Genomic DNA, 18,782 nt, shown 5'->3' with positions numbered 1-18,782 from the left:
GATTGCGTATGGCCGGGCGAGTTCTATATCTCTCCACCCACCGCATTGCTGTCGTTCTTTCTTCTCTGTGTCCTTTGTGCCTTTGTGGTGAATACTCTTTTCCCCGCTCTACATACCCGGGTCGTCAGCGCTGGGCCCGTAGACGCTGGGGACGGGAACATCCAGCAGGCGCAGGTAAACGGTGAGTTGGCCGCGGTGGTGGACGATGTGGTTGAGGATCATGGAGCGCAGCACGGCCACTCGGGGCAGTTCGAAAATGACTACGTCGCCTTTCTTGAACTTCCACGGTTGCATGAGGCTCTCGTTGCTCACGCCCTGCATGGCATTGACCGCGGCCGCCAATTGCTTGTCGAAAGTCTCCAGGAGCTGTTTCGACGATTCGGCGGTCCAGGCCACATAGTCGCCGGGGTTGAAGACAAATTCGTCGGTATTCAGGGTCATCCCCGCCCACTGCGGGATTTCCGCCGTATGCGATGCGAGTCTTCCAAGCGTCATGGACTTTTCGTGAGGTTTCCAACCGAACTTGTCTTCCGGCACGCGTTCCAAGACCTTTCGGGTGGCGATGGCTTCGTGCTGAAGCTCTTTGATCATGGCGTCGATGATATTCATGGGATAGTCCTCTTTTTGGTTGGAAGTGTTGTGGGTCGTGCAGCTGTTCCATTGTGCCGATGCGATACTGTCAAGGCAAACCGAATGTGCGAGTGCCACCGATCTATTCTTGCCCCGACCTTGGTACAATCGGCGCACGGGGGTTCCGTTTGGGGAGACGTACGCGTATGGGGTTTGCAGGCGGCGAGTGGGCGCTGACGCTCAAGAATCTCTTCGTTCCCATGTTCTGCAAACAATGTGGGTTGCGTCTGCTCACGGAAGAAAACGGCCACTTCTGCCCGACATGCTGGGAGATGAGTCCGCGTATCGAACGTCCCTACTGCCCGGTCTGCGGACGGCCGCACGCGCCCGGCATCGGGTATGGTGCGCGCGACAACACGCTCTGCGGACCGTGCAGTGCGGAGAAGGCGGAGCGCCCGTATCGGTTCATCTTCGGGGCCGCGGTGTACGACGGAGCCATTGGCGAGGCGATCCGGTTGTTCAAGTTCTACGGTAAGCGCCGTCTCGCGAGACCTCTGGGCGAAGTCATGCGAACAGCCATTGAGTCCGAGTTGGAATGTGAGCCGTACCAATTCGTGATACCGGTCCCGCTCTACAAGGTGCGGCTGCGCGAACGCGGATACAACCAATCCGCCTTACTCGCAAGGGAGGTCATGTCGTGCTTTCCGAATGCCCGTTTGGACGAGTCACTCAAACGAATTCGGCCCACGTTGGTTCAGAGCCGCCTCACTGATCCGGCCCAGCGTCGCGACAATGTGCGCGGGGCATTTGCCGTCGACAATGCCGCCCACTTGCAGGAGGCTGCGGTGGTGTTGGTGGACGACGTTGTAACCACCGGCGGCACGGTTCACGAGTGCGCCGAAACCCTACGGAGAGCGGGTGTGGCGTCGGTTGACGTGGTGGCGGCGGCGCTTGCCTTGCCGCACGCGGCAACTAGCAGGTAGGATTGGACTAGAGAAGCCTGCAAAGTGCTTACGCAGCCCGAACCAAGGAGTCACCCATGCCGGCACTGAAAGAGTGTTTTGGCCAGCTCGCCAATATGTCCATTCGCTTCCGCGACCATTCCAAGCAGCACTTCCTCCGCGTGGATGAGGAGAAGCTCAAGGAATGCGACACGTGCCCCTTATTCACAAAATGCATGTTCCTGAAATACAACGACCTCATGAAGGAAATGCTGAAGTTGCTTGACGAGAGGAAGGGGTCGGAGGTAGGAACGAGACTGTAAGAGAAGCGGATGGCGCGCGATTAGGCACGCGCCATCCGGCTCATTCTTACTTCACGTCGGCCGTGAAGCTGGCAAGATAGGCAGTCTGCCCCGCCAACTTCTTCAGTTTGACCTTTTCGTAACGGTACTTGCGCAACTTCTCACGCGCATCTTCTTCCGAACTGGCAAGAACCGTCCCCGAATCGACTTGGTCTCTGTCCGCGGCCGCACCAATGTACTTGTAGACACCCACGGATGGATCCTCCTGCGTGGTTTACCGTGCTGAAATAAGTCCGGAATAGTAAAGGGTCAGATACCACGCGAAACGCCACCCGAATCAGCGCCATGCATTCGGAGGATGCTTCAGATCGGAGCGTACAGCATCCGGAAGCATCGCTCTTAGCGTATCAAAGCGATCGGATTTTGGCAAGGGATCAGAAGGGTTTTCCTTCTGATCCCCGCAGTCTTACCTCAGTCTAGGGTAGTATCCCTGAACTTCGTCCAGAGTTCCCCCCGCTTGCTTAACCAGGGTACCCCGAGGAAAGCGTCGCCTCGGAACCCCGTGCCCGCGCTTTGCGAATCTTCTCGAGATAGCCACTTTCCCGGAAGGCCTTCAACGGATCCGGGTCGATGCCCATCTCGATGCGAACCTGCGCAAGCAACGGCCGCACATCGGTTTGATACGCGTCTTGCAGCAGCTCTTCCGCCGCTACAAGGTCGCCATTCTGTTGGGCGGCGCGCAGCGCAGCCCGGTCAACGAGCAGGGCTTTCGCGTACGCCGTCTGACAATTGACGACAGACTGAATCATTTCTTCAATTTTACATTTGAGGTTGTGACTCTGGTCGATCATGTACGCGACGTTCGTGGACACGGAGGGGTCATCTTCGGCGGAAATAAGCTCGTTGTAGATCAGAAATAGCTCATAAGGATTTATGCTGCCTACACTTAGGTCGTCATCGGCGTACTTCTTGTTGTTGAAGTGGAACCCGCCCATCTTCCCTTCATCAATCAGGAAGGCCACGATGTGCTCGATGTTTACGCCCAGGGCGTGGTGACCCAGGTCAATCAAGACCTGAGCCTGGTCGCCAAGCTTGTTGCAGAACGCGTAGGACATGCCCCAGTCCGCGATATCCGTGTGGTAGAAGCCCGGCTCGAAAAGCTTGTATTCCAACAACATACGCATGCCCTTGGGCATCTTGGCGTAGGCGGCCTGCAACCCTTCGAACATGTAGTGCTTCCGGCGGCGGAAATCGCCCTGTCCGGGGTAGTTGGTCCCGTCCGCGAACCACAGGCTCAGGATGTCCGATTTGACCGTCTTGGCGATTTCGATGCATTCAAGGAGGTGGTCAACGGCCTTCTTGCGGATGGCAGGATCCTCGTTGGTGAGGCTTCCAAATTTGTACACGTTGTCCTGGAACAGGTTGGGATTGACTGCACCAATTCGTACACCCAGTTCCGCTGCATAAGCGCCAAGCTTCGCGAAGTCATCTACTTTGTCCCAGGGAATATGAACGGCAACAGAAGGAGCGATACCTGTTAGCTTGTTCACAATGGCGGCGTCTTCCATCTTCTCGAAGGGGTTACGAGGTACGCCCTCTTGCGGAAAGACTTTGAAGCGGGTGCCGGAGTCGCCGTATGCCCACGACGGAGTCTCGATCTGGTGAGCCTTAATGCGCTTTTTTATACCGTTAAGATCGCCAAACTTGGCTTCAAGCACCTCCAGTGCGGGCTTAATGGCCTTCGGGTCGATAGTCTTCATGGTCTTTTCTCCTGCGATTCAATCATCGTCTGCTGCTGCCCCCCTCAGTCCGCATTTTGCACAAACGCCTCAGGGCGCAGGTGCAGAATGCTCACGTGCAAGACTTTGAGGTTATCTCAAGAGGGTTTCTCCCAAACACTCTGCCCGAGAGGAACCGCCGTGTCTCAATGGTCAAACTGTACAATTTCGGAAGCTGAGCGAGCCTCAATTTAGGCGCGCAGACAGCCAGATTTAAGTGGGCGTCCTCCAGAAGAGGATTACGCCGAATACAAAGAACGCTCCGTTAGCCAGCCAAGCCGCCACCGGTGGAGCCAACCGTTCCGCGTACCCGAGCTCCATCGTGACCGAAAACACGAGCAAATAGACTATTGCGATTATCGTGCTGGTGGCGAAGCTAATGGCAAGACCGCCCCGGCGTAGCCGCATCGCAAAAGGAATGGCCAGCCAAATCATGACAAAGCTCAGGGCAGGCTGAGAGAACTTGACGTGGTAATCCACCCAGAGATCGCTCGCCGGTACGGCCCTCTTCTCCGCGTTGCCGATTTCCGCCAAAAGCTGGCGAGGGGTCTTGGTCTCCATGGGTTTATCGAGGGCGAACAGGACTTCCGGAGGTTCCGAAAACGGCGCTGGACGCTGACGCACGCGGGAACCGGAAGCTATTGTCTCCTGGGCGTTCATGGTGAACCAGCGACCGTCTTCCAGGATCCACTGCTTTGTTTCCTTGTCCCAATAGATGCGCCGGGCTTCGATCTGCTGCACCGAGTCCGGGGTCCGGGAATACATTAGGACATTCTCGCCGGTCAACGCGATTCGATTGAATTTCGCAATGTGACATGTCCAACCGCCGGACAAGTTCGCCCAGCTTATGCCCGTGCGTTTCATGTCTGGATTGAGTGAGAAGTATCCTTCCCGTATACGGTTGGCCTCTTTTGCCGCCTCAACGCCGACGCGCGCGTCCATGACGAAAAGGCCAATCGAGTACAACAGCGCCACGAGCACGGGGACAACAACGAAGCGCCTCAGACTAATGCCCCCGGACAAGACGGCTGTCACTTCGTTGCTTTGGACGGCATCTCCCAGGACCAGGAGGGACGAGACCAGCATCGCGAACGGGGCGATTCGGTAGATGATTTGCGGGGTGAGGTTGAGGTAATAGCGGACGACTATGCCGAAAGGGACATCGTAGCTGCTCAGGGCCCCTTCGCGCGTCAGCAGATCAATCAAGATGTATATCGCGACGAGCGCAAGCAAGGCCTGAAAGATGGTTACGACCATGCGGCGGGCGAGATATTGGTCCAGCGTCTTCATACGCGGTCAACACGCCAAATGGCGATCACGCCGGCAAGTCCCAACACAATATTCGGTGTAAGCGCCCGCAGGAGCATTTCAGCAAACGGTTTGACGGTCGACGGTTCCAACACCATGCGCAACGCATAGTATACGAGCAGAATGATGAAACCGACGGCGAAACCGTGTGAACGTCCCGCTCGTGGTGCGCGTACGGCAAAGGGCGCGGCTATGACGCTGACGGCAAGACAGGCTAGCGGCAGGCTGAACCGTTCGCAGATTTCAGTTCTGACCTTTCGCAGGTCGTCCTGAGTACTTTTGGATTTGCTTACTTCGTACTGTTTTCGGGCCTGGGCTTCGCGCTCCCACAATTCGCGCAGGGCCATGCTCTTTCTCAGGCTAGGCGGAGGACGAAGCGACTTGGAAGGCAACGACACACTTAGGTTGGTGAAGGGCATGCTCGTTACCGAATCGTTCCCTTGCGGCAGAACGATGTTTCCCTTTGGCATATTGACTTTGAGGCCGGAGGCGTCCTCAATGAACTGGGCCGACTCGCCGTAGTAAACCCAGTTCTGACCATCTTTCGGCTGAAGGATCACGACATCTTTCAGGGTCTTCGTGGCTGCGTCCCGCGAGCCGATGTAGACACGCCAGCCCGAAACGTCATGCATCACTCCCGTAGGAAGCATCTCCAGCGTGATGCGCTGCGGAAGCTCCGTATACAACAGGTGATTCATGTGCTGCATGGCGGCCGGTTGCACCCGATCTTGCAGGCAAAAGCTCAATCCGCTGAGGATGGCGCCAAACAGAATTACGGGGGCAACAAGACGTTTCAACGAAATGCCGGCCGCTTTCATGGCCGTAATTTCGTTGTTCTGCGCCAGCCGTCCGAATGCCAGAAGGATGCCCAGCATGAACGTGATTGGGATGATGTATGCCACAAGGGTGGGAGACAGATAAAACGCGAGTCGCGCTACGTCCCACAGGGTAATGAACTCCAGCTCCATTGCTTCCCGGCGTTCGCGCATTTCGTTGGCCACGCCTATGAATCCGATGATGGCGACGGCTAATACGGCCGGGACCGCGATCTCTTTGAGAATGTAACGCGACAGAATTGTGGATATGGGCGTTCGGCCGCCCCCCGATGAGGGACGGAGTTCGCGCAAGACAACTGCCCGTTCCACGTCTCCCTCCGTTTCCAGCTCTGCTGTCGACCGTGCATAACCCGGCCAGACAAACCGAGTTGAGTTCACGTAAGCAGGGGATTATAGCGCACGGTCGCGGTGCACTGCCATGTGTATTGCATCCGTAACGGAGAGGGCGCGGCACCTCGCTCCCGATTTCCCCGCAAAAACGGCTCAAGCTTTCCGCTTTTCTGCCGATGAATAGTTAGGCTTAGGGAAATTGCCACTCACGAATCCGTCGGCACACTGTGTTAGGGACAGTTGTCGGCACACGGGGAGCCTGTGCTATGGGTACACCGGCCATCCAATCTCTTCTTGGGGGATTGAACGGCGCTTCAAACGGCGCAAAATCGACCAACTCACTTCTCGATCTGGATGCCCTTTTCCGTTTAGGAAGAGTCTTCAATGCAGAAGCGCCTGCATTGCCTGCTGTCGACGGCACAGAATCCGAAACGGATAGCCTCGCGCAAGACGATTCGGGCCAGCTCACCGACGCATTCAATGCAATCGTCTATCGATCGCAGATGCAGAAGGTCTCCATGTCTGCGTCGTATCAGGAAGCCGCTGCCCGCGTATCGAGCACTAGCGAGGACGGCTCTCAAGTGGTCGAGGCCGCGAGTAAACAACTGAGTTTCAGTTTCTTTGCCGAATCGCGCACCGAGGAATTGGCCGCATTTAGTCAGCGCACATCGAATACTGCCGACGGACTGGAAGGTTCGCAGAAGAGCACCTACATTGAAGCCAGCCGCGTTGTGGCGCAGCGGTTTTCGTTTTCGATGACGATTTCGGGCGAGGCTCTTTCGGGTTACGCTGGTGCTTCCGAGGCCCTGCAAAATAACGGCGACTCGGAGGGCTTCGATTCGTTTCTCAATCTCGTGAACAAGACGTTGGCGAAAGCCGACGACGTTTTGAACGAAGTCTTCAAGCTGTTGAATGACTTCTTCAACGGCACCGGGGATCTTGAAACTCGCGCAAAGGACTTCATGGACGGCCTGAGCGAGCTTGGATTGCTCGGCGATCAGAATGGGCAGAATGCGGGGCAGGCCAACGGTACACCCGGGAGCCAAACCACATTTCAGGCTTTTGGACTCAACATTCAAATGGAGTTTTCATTTGAGTCCATTGAAGTAACGCAAGGAGTCGTGCAACAGTCCGACCCCGTTACCCTGGATCTCGACGGAGACGGGATTGAGTTGACGAGCTACACCAACGGCGCGCGGTTCGACATCACCGGCTCCGGCACAAAGGTGAATACAGCCTTCGTAACGGGAGGCGATGCGTTTCTCGCGATCGACCGCAACGGGAACGGGATTGTCGACAGCGGCAAGGAACTGTTTGGCGACCAGAATGGCGCCGCGAATGGATTCGAGGAATTGCGCAAACTCGATTCGAACAACGATGGCCGGATTAACGCCAGCGATCGCGATTTTGCGAGCCTGCTGCTATTCAAGGATAACGGCAACGGGGCCAGTGAATCCGGCGAACTCATCTCTCTGAAGGACGCCGGCATCGACGAAATCAGTTTGGGTTATCGCAACACGGATGAAGCGGCATCGGGAGGCAACCGATTAGGTCAAGTCGCCTCGTTTCGATATGCGGATGGACGGCGCGGGGTCGCTGCCGACACCATTCTGAACTACACCGCCTAACCCGATTCACCCCTCTCGCGCAGGGGAACCCGGGCCGACTCACGGACGAGACCGGCCCGGGTGTTGTATTTTCGGACCGGCTTGTCCCACAGTCCACCAAGGATCGACATCTGCGCCCGGCGAAGTATAAGATGGGGCGAAAGGAGACTAGCCATGGTTCAACTCGAAGTCCTGGGCGTAAGCATGGACGGTCATCATCAGCCGGTGGTCCTGCTGCGGCACGACGACCGCGTGTTGCCCATCGTTGTGGGACTAGCCGAGGCGGAAGCGATACACGCCGCGCTGATCAAACGCGATTTGGGACGGCCCATGACCCACGATCTGATCTGCAACATACTTGCCGGCCTGCACGGCGAGCTGCAATCAGTGACCATCTATAAACTTGAGAATGAGACCTTCTACGCCCATCTGAATATCGAACAGAAATCGTCAACGGGCCAGATCGAGCAGCTTATCCGCGTAGATAGCCGCCCCAGCGACGGAATCGCAATTGCCTGCCGCACGAATTCCCCGATATATGCCAGCCAAACGGTGATGGACATGGCCTCGCAGGATATGTCGTTCTTGGGAACAGGCGACGAGGAACCCGAAGAAACCGATGACACGGACGCCGATCCCGACGCGGATACCGATTTCGATACGTAGGGTCTGTCTGCAACGCCTTATCGATGAGGGTGCGCAACGGCACTCGAGACTTCAGACGTAGGTCAGACTCGCAAACGACACAATTCCGCCCGCGGGGTCGGGCGCGTAACCGTAATGATGCAAAGCGCCGGGACGCGCAGCATCTTCCACTAACCGCAATGCCGAGTAAATGCAATTGAGTCCGCACACCCTGCGCTCGTTCTCGTCGCGCATGACGCCCTCATACCAGGCCTTTGGCTGAACGGCGATGGCCTTGGCCAAGTCCTCCTGGTCGCGATCGTGCACGCGCGCGACAATTTCATCGGTGATGTCGAAGTCATCGCCAAATCGCTTCCCTACGTGCGCCAAGTCGGCCCCGGCTATTACCGATACCCGCCTATTCGAAGAAGCGATGGCTGCACGGCACGCTTCCAGGAACGCTTCTGCCCGCGAATCGTCGTCTTCTTCCGCGTCATCAACGCAAAACGGTCCGCAGAGTATGGGCACTATCTTGACAGACGGACCGTAGAGGTGCGCGAGCATGACGGCTTGAAACTCGATAGAGTGTTCGGCGCGATGCACGATCTCGAATTCGAACGGATCCCAATCGCATGCCGCCGCGATTCGTTCCGTTAACTCCGAATCCACTTCCAACGTCCCGAACGGTGTTTCGTAGTGCTTGCGCGTCATGATGAACGGAGCGGGAGGACCCGCGTGGGCGACGCCGAATACAATCACCGTATCGGGACGACCCATCCGAGCCAGCGTTAGATATCCGTGCGCATAACTGTGGCCGCCCCGGTCGAAATCGATGTGCGGCACAACCATACACTTCAGCGGCTGCCCCTCCTCCACTTGGCGGGGCAATTCACCGGGGCCCCCATCGCGCACATAGAGACCATTCAAGTATTCGCGGAGCTCGGCAGGATCGGCGGGATACGACTTCCCAGCCAGGTGCGCCGGGCGCGACTCCGATTCGTAGTACGCGCGCTCGATTTTTAGGCGAATGTGCAGGTACTTTTCTGTGTTTAGAAAACCGTGGTTGTCGAGAAACTCGACAATGTGCTCCACGTCCTTGTCGCGAATAGCTTGGCCGCCCGTGGCGTTGCAGAACGCATACTGGATGTCCGCCAGACTGTTTTCTCCGTTGAGAAACGATGCCACGAGAAATGCCGCCGGCGACAGGATGATTGGCTCTGGCACAAAGCCTTCTGGATCGCGCAGGCAAATCAAGGTTTCTCCCTCATGTTCAACGGGAGAGACGTCCAGATTTCGAAGTGAGGGCAGCGGCATAGTGGTAACGACTATAGCCCGCAATTTGCACCGGCGCAACTAAGCGCCAATGCGTACTGCTCACGTGTAAAGCGCTGAAGTTATGCCATGAGCATCTCCCGCGGCGTTTCGCGAAGCCAATTTTCGCAGTTTGGCAGGAGTGCTGACACTGAAACGTGTCAATACCCGAAAAGGTGTGAAACTTAGCGCATGAATATACGCGTCAAAAGCTCGTCAGATTGAGTGATTAGGCCGATGGGGTAAACGGCGTGTGGTAAAATTGAATCGTACGTGTGTGTAGTAGAAACAAGTTCGCTGAATCAGGGTGACGAGTTTCACGCCGCAGGGCGGTCAGCGCCGTGCGGCGAAACCTTACCCGGCAAGATTGGCTCCGGAAGTACTAGCGAGCTCGGGAGGATTCTGAGATGAAAAAGCTACTGGCAATGGCCGTAGTCGTTTCCGTAGGAAGCACGTTCTTTCTAATGGGCTGCCAAACCACGCCGACGCAACAAGGCGCGGTAGCTGGTGGTCTGCTTGGCGCGGGTGCGGGCGCCATCATCGGCAACCAGGTCCACGGCAAGAGTGGTGAGGGCGCCTTGATCGGCGCAGCCGCGGGCGCGCTTACAGGCGCGTTGATCGGCGACCACGTGGATGAGCGCCGCGACCGGCGCGGTGCGCAACAGCAGCGGGCGCAGCAAGCTCCTCCTCCAGCGTCTGCCCCCACGACACAAAATGGGCATTGGGAGACGCATACGGTGACGACGGCATCCGGCGAGACATACGAAGAGCGTGTGTTTGTTCAGGACCGCTAATAGCAACTGAAAGCTTCTTCGAGGGGCGCAGGCGACTGCGCCCCTATTTTTGTTATGATGCGGCGTTCCAGAAGTGTCAGGCATACGATAAGGGGATTGAGCCCGTGGCCTTACTTACGCAACGGACGTGGCGCATTGTGGGCGGAGTCTGCGTGGGCATATGCGCTGTCATGGCCTGGTTCGGCGTTCAGACGTTGGCCTTGCGTAACTCGCCCACGCTGTTCTTGGCGTACTGGGGCGTGTTCTTCGTTCTCTTTGTGGTGGTCTTGTATTGCGTGTTGCTGGATCTCCGATACATCCGCATGCAACACGCCTTGGGGGAACGGCAGGCTTTTCAAGATATCCTCGGCGACGAAAAGTTCCGGGCCGCGTTGCGGCAGGCGCAACAAGAAGCGAACCAGCGCGAAGTCTCCGAGAAAAACCGCAATCGGCCCTGAGCAAGGGCTGCATCCACTGGAATTCGGGGGAACATGCGACTCATTCTGTTCGATATCGACGGCACTCTGACTGCGACATCCGATGCCGATAAGGACTGCTACGATCGCGCGTTTTTGCGCGCGTTTGGGGTGCCTTTGCCCACAACCGACTGGCATGCCTACAAGCACGTTACCGATACCGGGATCATTCACGAAGTCGTCGAACCCGCGTGGGGGCGTCCCGTCGCTATAAGCGAGATTGAGGCGTTTGAGTCGGCATTCTTGGATGAACTCATGATGGCTTTCGAGACGAATCCGGGCGGTTTCACGGAAGTGCCCGGAGCGTGTGCGCTTCTCAGCGCCCTTCAGAAGATGGAGAATGTCGCGATTGCGTTGGCAACGGGCGGCATGCGGAAGACGGCCCTGTTTAAGTTGAGCAAGATCGGAATTGACGGCGAGCAGCTTGCGGGCGGTTTCGCCAATGACGCCATCTCACGCGCGGACATCGCACGGATTGCAGCACAACGCACGGGCGTTCAAGCAAGCGACATCGTTTATGTCGGCGACGGCATGTGGGACCTGCTTACCTCGCGCGAGTTGGGAATGCGTTATGTCGGAATTACGCGCGAGTCCAATGCAGACCGCTTGCGGGAAGCGGGCGCGACCGCACTCCTCGAAGACTATTCGGACCCTGCTGCATTCTACGCGGCGTTGGAGACTGCCAAGGTCCCTACCTTACCTTAGGATTGCGCACACGAATTGGATCGTGACATCGTTTCAGTGCGCGCGGATGAACTGCCCCACTTCCGCGATTGCCTGTTCACCTTCCGGGATCAGGCCCGCGAAGTAATGCCATGCGTGAATCATCTCCTCCGCCACGTGCAGCGTTACGTCAACACCGGCGTCGCGTGCGCGGGATGCCAACCGTGTGGAGTCATCCAAGAGTATTTCCGCCGAGCCTACGTGAATAAGCAAAGGCGGCAACCCGCGCATGTCACCGTACAAAGGAGACGCGAGGGGGGTTCGTGGATCGGCGTCGCCAAGGTAGCGCAACGCGAACGTGTGCAAATCGCGTGGATTTAGAATAGGGTCCTGTGAAGCCCGGCCAAACACGGAGGCCCCGGTCGCGGCAAGATCCGTCCACGGAGAAATGCAGACCCCCGCGGCTGGCAGCGGATTGCCTTCGTCTCGCAACTTCAGCATCGTCGACAGGACCAGTCCCCCTCCTGCCGAGTCGCCTGCAAAGACAATCTTCTCAGGTTTGATACCTGTCCCCAATAGCCAGCGGTACGCTGCGACGCAATCTTCTACAGCGGCGGGAAAGCGATGTTCGGGCGCCAAGCGGTAAGCAATGGAAAGTGCCCGCAACCCGCCCGCCCGCGCCAAGTCCGATGCCAGGCGGCGATGCGTTCTGAGCGATCCAAGACTGTAACCACCGCCATGCGCAAAGAACAGGATGCGATCATCGCGTGTGCCTTGCGCATCGATCCATTCCGAGGGAATGCCGCCGGCATCCACGGGAGTCGCGACGACATCGGGGAGTGGCGGAAAGAGATCGACGACGCGTTCGAGTCCTTCGCGGTGCAGTTCGAGGCCGGCATCGGTATTGAGCGGCTTGTTGCGCGCCATCGCCAGGAACGACTGAAATTGTACGCTGGGCATTAGCGAGGACTCCCCTAAAGACAAGCCCGGCGCTCATCGTTGACTCGCGCCGGGACTCGTGAATTCATATAACTTTCTTGTGGTCAGCAAAGCTGACCGTGGCGGTTACATCACGCGGGTGCGCCGACTTCCGTTCCGGCAGGTTGCTCGACGTGCGTGCCATGGCCGTTGCCGTTGCCATTCCCGTTGCCGTCTTCGCTGCCGGGTTTGAAGCTGAACGCGAACTCTTCTTGCGGAATGACTACCGGCTCCTTCATCGGAATCTCGCACCGCTCGCCGTCGCAATACATGTCGTTGGTTTCGTCGGTGTTGAGGTTCGCGAAATCGAGTTCTTTCAACCGCGCGGTCGCGTTGTGGAACATCTCCGCCGTGATCTCCTGGTAAGGAGCTTGCGGATAGTTGTGGTCGGTGAGCGGCAGGAAGCTGATCGACTTCAGACGCGGCTCGTACAACTCAAGGATCTTCGGAATGTCCTTTGCCTCTTCGGGCCGGAACGTGATCGTGGCGCTGACCTGGTTGTCTGCCCAGTAATACTGCATCTGAGCCACATTCTCGACCTGCTCCCACACGCTCACGTCGTTCTTGGAACGTTCGTAGTTCTGCTGGCGAACGGGGAAATACGCGACCCAGGTGTTGTCGCCGTAGACCGATTCCTCCAGGCGATACCCCGCGCGCTTGATTGGCTCAATCAAGGGGCTCGTTTTGTCCAAGCGGATGGTGCGGTAGTAGTACTCCGCGTGGGGATAGTGAATCCCCGGCGTGACGCCCGGCATCAGCGAAACGGTGCCGCTGGGTTTTACGCTGGTCTTCTTGATGCTTTCGGGTATGCACAGCCATTGCGAGTAAATCTTGTCCAGGCTGCAGATGTACTTGTAGCCATCGTCACACCAATTCAAGTGGGTCCGGCGTCCATGTTTCTCGAAGGATTCGATAATGCCGGATTGCGACAAGCCGATTCGGCGGTTGCGCAGCATGATGGCGTTCGTGCGCTCGTTGTGCGTGGGAATCAGCGTGACCGTCTTCGCATAGAGATAGGCGAACTTCAGCGTGCGCTTATACTCGTCGAAGCTGTCGTGAAGGGATGGGAAGGTCTCTACGAGATTGCAGACCTCGTAGGATTCGAGGCTCTGTTCGGCGCAGGGGTTCGTGCCCGCAACTTTCGCGTCAACCCAGTTTGCGCCGTCTTTCATGCGTCCAAATGCGCGCGCATTCTCCAGCCAGAAATAGCCGGGCTCGCCGTTCTTCGCGGTCTGCATGCCCACCTTGGAGTAGTTCATTCCAATGTCGGCAGACACGCTGTTGTTGGAAGCCCAACGCCACGCCATGAGCTTCTCATGGTGCATGTCCGGGTCTTTTAGCTGAAGGTAGTCGGAATCATCCGGATTTCCAAGGGCGAGTTCAGCGGTGCGGCGGACGCCTCCCGATACGACGCATTTGCCAATCACGTTCATGAGGTCGGTGATATCGGTGGAGGTGATGCGTTCGCCGATGCGCGGAGCCAATACTTTGTCGATATTGTCCACACATTCCATAAGCGGTCCCGGTCCGGGGGCGATGCCGCCGAACGTGCGGATGGGCGAGCCTACGGGACGTATCTTCGAATAGTCGATTTCCGACGGCCGCTTGCCGCGGCCCACGTACGCTTCAAGCAAGGTGCGGACAAGGTCGACCCAACCTTCTTTCGAGTCCTCGACAACATGCGTGTAGCTCGCGGTCTTCGGTTCGTGAATCTGAACGGAACCGGCTCCCTTTGTGTCGAAGGCGACGCCTACTCCCAGCATCGACAAATCCATCAGGAAACAGAAGGGTTCGGAGAAGTTGAAGCTAATCTCTTCGGTGGACACGAACGCGCAGTTGTTCAACGCTCCGGAGCCGCGCTCGTAGATATAGTCCGTACCCATCATCCAAAGGCCGCGTCCGGGCGGGAGAAATTTGAACTCCCACATGAGGTTGTACATTTCTTGCGCGGAGCGCTGCGCCTTCTGCGGGTTCCACGGCAATTTCAGGCTGCGGCAATGGTTCAGTTGGATGGTGTAGCAGCCTTCAACCACGCGCCGAAGCGTTTCCCAGTACTCTTCCGTGCGGTTGTCTTCACCGGGCAGCGTGCGGGCATAGGTACGTTTGAATGTAACGTATCCCAGAGGGCCCCATTTGGGTTGGGTGTCTTTGTACTGCTCCAAGAATTTGTCGGAGAGTTTGAACCGTTCTTTGACCTCGAACAACATGTCACGTCACCTCACTCGTCATCCCGCATTCCGCTGTAGCTTTCCGGTGCACGCACGCGCTCGCCTAAACCGGATTTCTCACGAACACACACAGACGTATCGTATAGCCTGTACGGCTTCGAGACCTGCTTGAACGGAAGCTGCGGTCTCCACACATAGAGCGTGTTCGTCAGAAATCCTCATGGCGTATCTTCAAATTCCAGCACGTGAGCAATTTGCGCGTGCGCAAATTGCGGACTACACCTTCCGGTTCTTTGTGCGTACCCACGGTAATCCATCTGCTATTTCGACTTCGTAGTCTCCCAGCAAGCTGGGGTACCGGTCTTTTACCGTCTCGTAGACCTTGCCAAAGACAAGGCGCAATTCCTCTTCCGCGTCGGGGGCCGTCCGCATTTCGAGGACGTGCCGCAACGCGCGGAAATTACACGACCATCCAATCGTCGTCGCCACGCCTTCCGGGGCTACGCGCCGGAACGCGGACGTTAGTTTCTTCTTGCGATCGAATTTGGGTTCATTCTCAATCTCGAAGATCTTCGCAAGGCTTTGCTGGATCTGCTCGAGTTGTTCGATGGTCTTCGCATAGATTTCCATGCCCTCTTCGCTCTCGCGAATATGGGTCGGCGCGTAGGCCGTCAGGCGGTCCAGCCGGACGAAGCGCAAGGATTCCTGCGAAATGGCTGTGCCCGCGCGATGCCGGACCAGTTCATGCGTAAACACGCGGCTTACGTCCGCGAGAATGAAGTTGAGCACCGCATGCTCGATTACGCTGCCGTGGCCAACTTCGAGCACGTGGCCCAAATAGTTGGCGTTGCCTTTGCGCACGCGAGTCACATTGGGGTTCAGTCCGGGCTCAAAAGACCGGTAGCACAGCCGCCCGTATACTTCACAGAGGCGCTCGGCGTCGCTCGGAGCGTCGGTGCTCCAGGTAGGGGTGCCCACGTGTTCGAGGTAGGCCTGCAAACCTTCTTCCACGACGCGCGTTTCCCCGACGAGAAAGACCTTTGGCTCCACAAATTCCATGCGTCTCACTTCCCGATTCTCGCCGAAACAAGGCTTCGGCGATGCGTAAATTGCGAATAATACAAATAAACCAAGCCCGCGCCAGCGAAAAGACAGCGCAAACGGCTGAAATTGGTTGATTGACAGCTTGTGTGCGCTGCGTGCGGTACAACGATTACCCCACGTCCATCCCGCCATCGCAGAGCCGCATTATAGGAGGCTGCTCGCCGTTTGTCCAACGATTTTTTTGGAGGCACGGGGCATGCGCCGAAGGCAAACAGCGCAATATGACGATCTAAAGTTTTGTGACACCACAATATATTGTGGTCGGACGCTTTGTGTGTCATGTCCGCACTAAATACACTATTATGATTATTCATAGTCACGTCTTCGCGCCCGCTGTAACTCCTTGTCACGCCCTGACACACCCCTTTGCCAGGAGCCTGTTGGCTTTTCCGGTTCGTCACGCCGCGAAGTTTGGACGAGGACATCTGCCGTGCCTTAAAGGTAATTGGTACAGGTACCCTTGCCACCAGGCCAGGGCTTCTGCAAGAGTCAGTCTAGCACGGAGTCTTCAAAATCGTCAATATATTGTATGCCCAATCAAAAACACCACAATATATGGAAACGCGCCTGTCGCAGCTCAAACGGCCTGGAGCTTGGGGGCAACCCCATATTCGCCATGCATTTCCGCAGACAATCTGCTACTATTGCGCGGAATGGACGGTGACGAAGGAGGTCCTAGCGGCGCCATGGAATTATCCACAGGAGAAAGAGCGCTCAAGGCATTGCGCCCGGTGCGTGTTCTTCATCCGACGCTCTTGTCGTTGTGTCCATTGCTCGGTCTCTTCGCGCAGAATCTGGACACGGTTCAGACAGGAGCGATCCTTCGTCCGGCGTTGGTGTTGGCGGGTATTTCATTTCTTGTGACAGCGGTCCTGGCCATTGCTTTGCGGAATCGGTACAAAGCGGGGTTGGTGACATCGACCTTAATCGTATCCCTGGTGGTTGTATGGGGTGTGCTGGAAGACCTGATTTCGCGCGCCATACCGCTATACCCCACGATGCCCCCGGTTGCGTTCTATATCTTGTATGCTGTTTTGGCGCTTGCGGCGTCGGGGTTCGCGGTCTACGAGTACCGCAACGACCCCACGCGTCTCCGAGTTCATCTCTTCTTTCTCGCCGCGATGCTGGCAGGCGGCCTGTTGATCGCCGCATTGGTGCTATCGCCGATGTTTGGCAGACGCGCCGCGTGGATCATTACGGCCTACCTGATGATCACGGTGTACGCCGTAGTTGTCGTGTTGCGGTATCCCGACGACTTTCAAGTCATGACGCGCTCGGCAAACTGGTTCAGCGGAATTCTGCTCGGACTCTATGTCGTTGTGATTATCTACAATTGGCCGCACTCCTCAGGGGCACAATCGAAGTTGACCGATTTGCCCGCCCCGCAACCAACCATGTTCAGCCCGCAGACGACGCCCGACATTTACTTCATTGCGCTCGATGGATACGGACGCGGCGATACGCTTCGAACCTTCTATGGCTACAACAGCCTGCCGTTTGAAGAAGCCATGAACGCAAAGGGATTCAGCTTTTCCGACAAATCGACATCCAACTATTTGGATGTGCCGCTGGCCTTGACGTCGTGTCTCAATCTTGAGTTCGCGCACAACATGCTGTCTGACACTGCCGAACCGTCGTCGGCGTCAACGACGGAACTCATGCGCCTCTATCATCAGAATCGATTGTTTCGCTATCTCAAGAACCTGAATTACCACATCGTGGCCTTCTCTCCCGGAATCGAATCCATGGAACCGGCCGGCTCCGTTGACGAGGTTCTGAGACCTCCCTACGGTTTGACCGAATTCGAAATGGTTCTACTCAATCGAACGATCGTATCTCGGATCATGGAAGGCATCTACTACGTACGCTACCGAAACCCCGCGGCATGGGGCTTCTCTCATTTGCGCCGCCGCGTCCAATTCACGCTCAATGAGTTAGAGAAGCTGCCGGAGGCTTCGTCCGATTCGCCCAGGTTGGTGTACGCGTACCTGCCATTTCCCGAGCCGCCGTATCTGCTCACACGCGACGGGGGCTTGGCGCAGCCGTTCGGGCCCGGTTCACTCGGCATCGATCGGATGTTTCGAGGGCTGGAGAGTGACTATCGCGAGGCCTACCTGGATCAAGTATCGTACTTGAACAAGCGGCTCGACACGGTGACCACGGCAATTGTGGAGAAATCGAAACGGCCGGTTTGCGTACTGATTGCGTCGTGCCGCGGCGCTCGCGTCTCGCTGAATGCCGCGGAACCGTCGCAAAGGGAACGCTTCGCCATACTCACCGCGTCGCGATTCCCGCAGGCCAGTGGCGAGGGTCTACCTCAAGATGTCGGCCTTGTGAATCTCTTTCGCGCGACACTCAATAAGCTGTTCGGCACGTCACTGCCCCTCTTGCCGAATGAATACTTGTCGCCCCCGCCCGGCGAACCGTTCAAGAAGGTCGTAGCTTCCTTTTAATACTAAGCGCGATCCCAAAAGAGGCAGGCAAGATGCCTGCCACACGGTGTGAACGATCTTCACGGCAGGACGAGCCTGCCACACGGTGTGAACGATCTTCACGGCAGGACGAGCCTGCCACACGTTGTGAACGATCCACACGGCAGGACGAGCCTGCAACACGTTGCCGGAGGTGCGTTATCTTCCGCTGAGTTCGTGAACGGTGGCGACGATCTCTTCCTCGATCGTGGGCGCCCAGGGGCCGTAGAGGCCGTAGTACACCTGCGACGATAGCCCCTCGTATCCGCCTTCGCGAAGCACGCGCAACGAGGGAATGTAGGAACACACGTCGTTGGCGTACGCAATGACGAAGTGTTTTTCGCGGCCCAACTCATACTTCAAACGCAGCGAATAGTCCACGGTGGCCTCGCCGCCAAGTATGGTGAACTGCAGGGTGTCCGCGAATTGCCACACTTGGATCGGGTACGGATAGGTGGCATCCAGCGAACCTTGCTTGTCGAGTTTCTCCAGAAGCAGTTTCGCGAGGCGCTGCTGATAGACATCGGAGCTGCCTTGAAGTT

General features: G+C 57.1%; 18 protein-coding genes. 8 read left to right on the top strand and 10 right to left on the bottom strand.

The annotated features are described in order from the left end of the window. Positions 1–108 precede the first annotated feature (108 nt). Positions 109–609 carry a DinB family protein gene (locus tag K1Y02_13650; protein MBX7257403.1) on the bottom strand — a complete coding sequence of 167 codons (501 nt, stop codon included), beginning with the start codon at positions 607–609 and terminating at the stop codon, positions 109–111. A gap of 167 nt (positions 610–776) precedes the next feature. Between K1Y02_13650 and K1Y02_13645 the strand changes: the two genes are divergently transcribed. Together K1Y02_13645 and K1Y02_13640 are read left to right on the top strand one after the other, a co-directional pair. Continuing rightward, a complete protein-coding gene (locus K1Y02_13645; GenBank protein ID MBX7257402.1) occupies positions 777–1,553 on the top strand; it encodes a double zinc ribbon domain-containing protein in 777 nt (258 codons plus the stop codon). Positions 1,554–1,609: 56 nt separating this feature from the next. Next, positions 1,610–1,834: a hypothetical protein gene (locus K1Y02_13640; GenBank protein ID MBX7257401.1), complete on the top strand. Its 225-nt coding sequence runs from the start codon at positions 1,610–1,612 to the stop codon at positions 1,832–1,834. Between the two features lie 46 nt (positions 1,835–1,880). Here the strand turns inward: K1Y02_13640 and K1Y02_13635 are convergent, their stop codons facing one another. From K1Y02_13635 to K1Y02_13620, 4 genes are all read right to left on the bottom strand, one after another. Next, positions 1,881–2,066, bottom strand: a complete 186-nt coding sequence (locus K1Y02_13635) for a hypothetical protein (GenBank protein MBX7257400.1) — start codon at positions 2,064–2,066, stop codon at positions 1,881–1,883. Between the two features lie 268 nt (positions 2,067–2,334). Then, positions 2,335–3,573, bottom strand: a complete 1,239-nt coding sequence (gene rhaI / locus K1Y02_13630) for an L-rhamnose isomerase (GenBank protein MBX7257399.1) — start codon at positions 3,571–3,573, stop codon at positions 2,335–2,337. Between the two features lie 231 nt (positions 3,574–3,804). Next, on the bottom strand, positions 3,805–4,881 hold the full coding sequence (locus K1Y02_13625; GenBank protein MBX7257398.1) for an LptF/LptG family permease: 1,077 nt from the start codon (positions 4,879–4,881) through the stop codon (positions 3,805–3,807). Further along, entirely contained in the window at positions 4,878–6,044 is a 1,167-nt protein-coding gene (locus K1Y02_13620) for an LptF/LptG family permease (GenBank protein MBX7257397.1), read from the bottom strand. The genes K1Y02_13625 and K1Y02_13620 overlap by 4 nt, the downstream gene beginning before the upstream one ends. Before the next feature lie 287 nt (positions 6,045–6,331). Between K1Y02_13620 and K1Y02_13615 the strand changes: the two genes are divergently transcribed. Both K1Y02_13615 and K1Y02_13610 read left to right on the top strand, forming a co-directional pair. After that, positions 6,332–7,693, top strand: a complete 1,362-nt coding sequence (locus K1Y02_13615) for a hypothetical protein (GenBank protein MBX7257396.1) — start codon at positions 6,332–6,334, stop codon at positions 7,691–7,693. A gap of 153 nt (positions 7,694–7,846) precedes the next feature. After that, positions 7,847–8,338: a bifunctional nuclease family protein gene (locus tag K1Y02_13610; GenBank protein ID MBX7257395.1), complete on the top strand. Its 492-nt coding sequence runs from the start codon at positions 7,847–7,849 to the stop codon at positions 8,336–8,338. 51 nt (positions 8,339–8,389) lie between these two features. Here K1Y02_13610 and amrB read toward each other — a convergent pair whose 3' ends face one another. After that, on the bottom strand, positions 8,390–9,520 hold the full coding sequence (amrB, locus tag K1Y02_13605) for an AmmeMemoRadiSam system protein B (protein MBX7257394.1): 1,131 nt from the start codon (positions 9,518–9,520) through the stop codon (positions 8,390–8,392). A 494-nt stretch (positions 9,521–10,014) separates the two neighbouring features. Between amrB and K1Y02_13600 the strand changes: the two genes are divergently transcribed. From K1Y02_13600 to K1Y02_13590, 3 genes are all read left to right on the top strand, one after another. Then, the gene (locus tag K1Y02_13600; GenBank protein MBX7257393.1) at positions 10,015–10,401 is read left to right on the top strand and encodes a glycine zipper 2TM domain-containing protein; all 387 of its coding nucleotides are present in this window, start codon (positions 10,015–10,017) and stop codon (positions 10,399–10,401) included. A gap of 104 nt (positions 10,402–10,505) precedes the next feature. Then, positions 10,506–10,838, top strand: coding sequence for a hypothetical protein (locus tag K1Y02_13595; GenBank protein MBX7257392.1), 333 nt, complete (start codon positions 10,506–10,508; stop codon positions 10,836–10,838). 33 nt (positions 10,839–10,871) lie between these two features. Further along, a complete protein-coding gene (locus K1Y02_13590; GenBank protein MBX7257391.1) occupies positions 10,872–11,561 on the top strand; it encodes an HAD family hydrolase in 690 nt (229 codons plus the stop codon). Positions 11,562–11,594: 33 nt separating this feature from the next. Here the strand turns inward: K1Y02_13590 and K1Y02_13585 are convergent, their stop codons facing one another. The 3 genes from K1Y02_13585 to thyX form a co-directional block, all read right to left on the bottom strand. Further along, positions 11,595–12,479, bottom strand: a complete 885-nt coding sequence (locus K1Y02_13585) for an alpha/beta hydrolase (protein ID MBX7257390.1) — start codon at positions 12,477–12,479, stop codon at positions 11,595–11,597. A 110-nt stretch (positions 12,480–12,589) separates the two neighbouring features. Further along, on the bottom strand, positions 12,590–14,704 hold the full coding sequence (locus tag K1Y02_13580; protein MBX7257389.1) for a hypothetical protein: 2,115 nt from the start codon (positions 14,702–14,704) through the stop codon (positions 12,590–12,592). 237 nt (positions 14,705–14,941) lie between these two features. Continuing rightward, positions 14,942–15,724: an FAD-dependent thymidylate synthase gene (thyX, locus tag K1Y02_13575; protein ID MBX7257388.1), complete on the bottom strand. Its 783-nt coding sequence runs from the start codon at positions 15,722–15,724 to the stop codon at positions 14,942–14,944. A gap of 731 nt (positions 15,725–16,455) precedes the next feature. Here thyX and K1Y02_13570 point away from each other — a divergent pair. After that, positions 16,456–18,222, top strand: a complete 1,767-nt coding sequence (locus tag K1Y02_13570) for a hypothetical protein (GenBank protein MBX7257387.1) — start codon at positions 16,456–16,458, stop codon at positions 18,220–18,222. Between the two features lie 177 nt (positions 18,223–18,399). On the opposite strand, the gene K1Y02_13565 is transcribed toward K1Y02_13570, so the two are convergent. After that, the coding region (locus tag K1Y02_13565; protein MBX7257386.1) for a hypothetical protein at positions 18,400–18,782 on the bottom strand (383 nt) is incomplete at its 5' end.

It is taken from the genome of Candidatus Hydrogenedentota bacterium, from assembly GCA_019695095.1.
In the GTDB taxonomy this organism is placed as follows: Bacteria; Hydrogenedentota; Hydrogenedentia; order Hydrogenedentales; family SLHB01; genus JAIBAQ01.
Note: the sequence above shows the minus strand (reverse complement) of the source record. Positions and strands in the feature narration are given on the sequence as shown.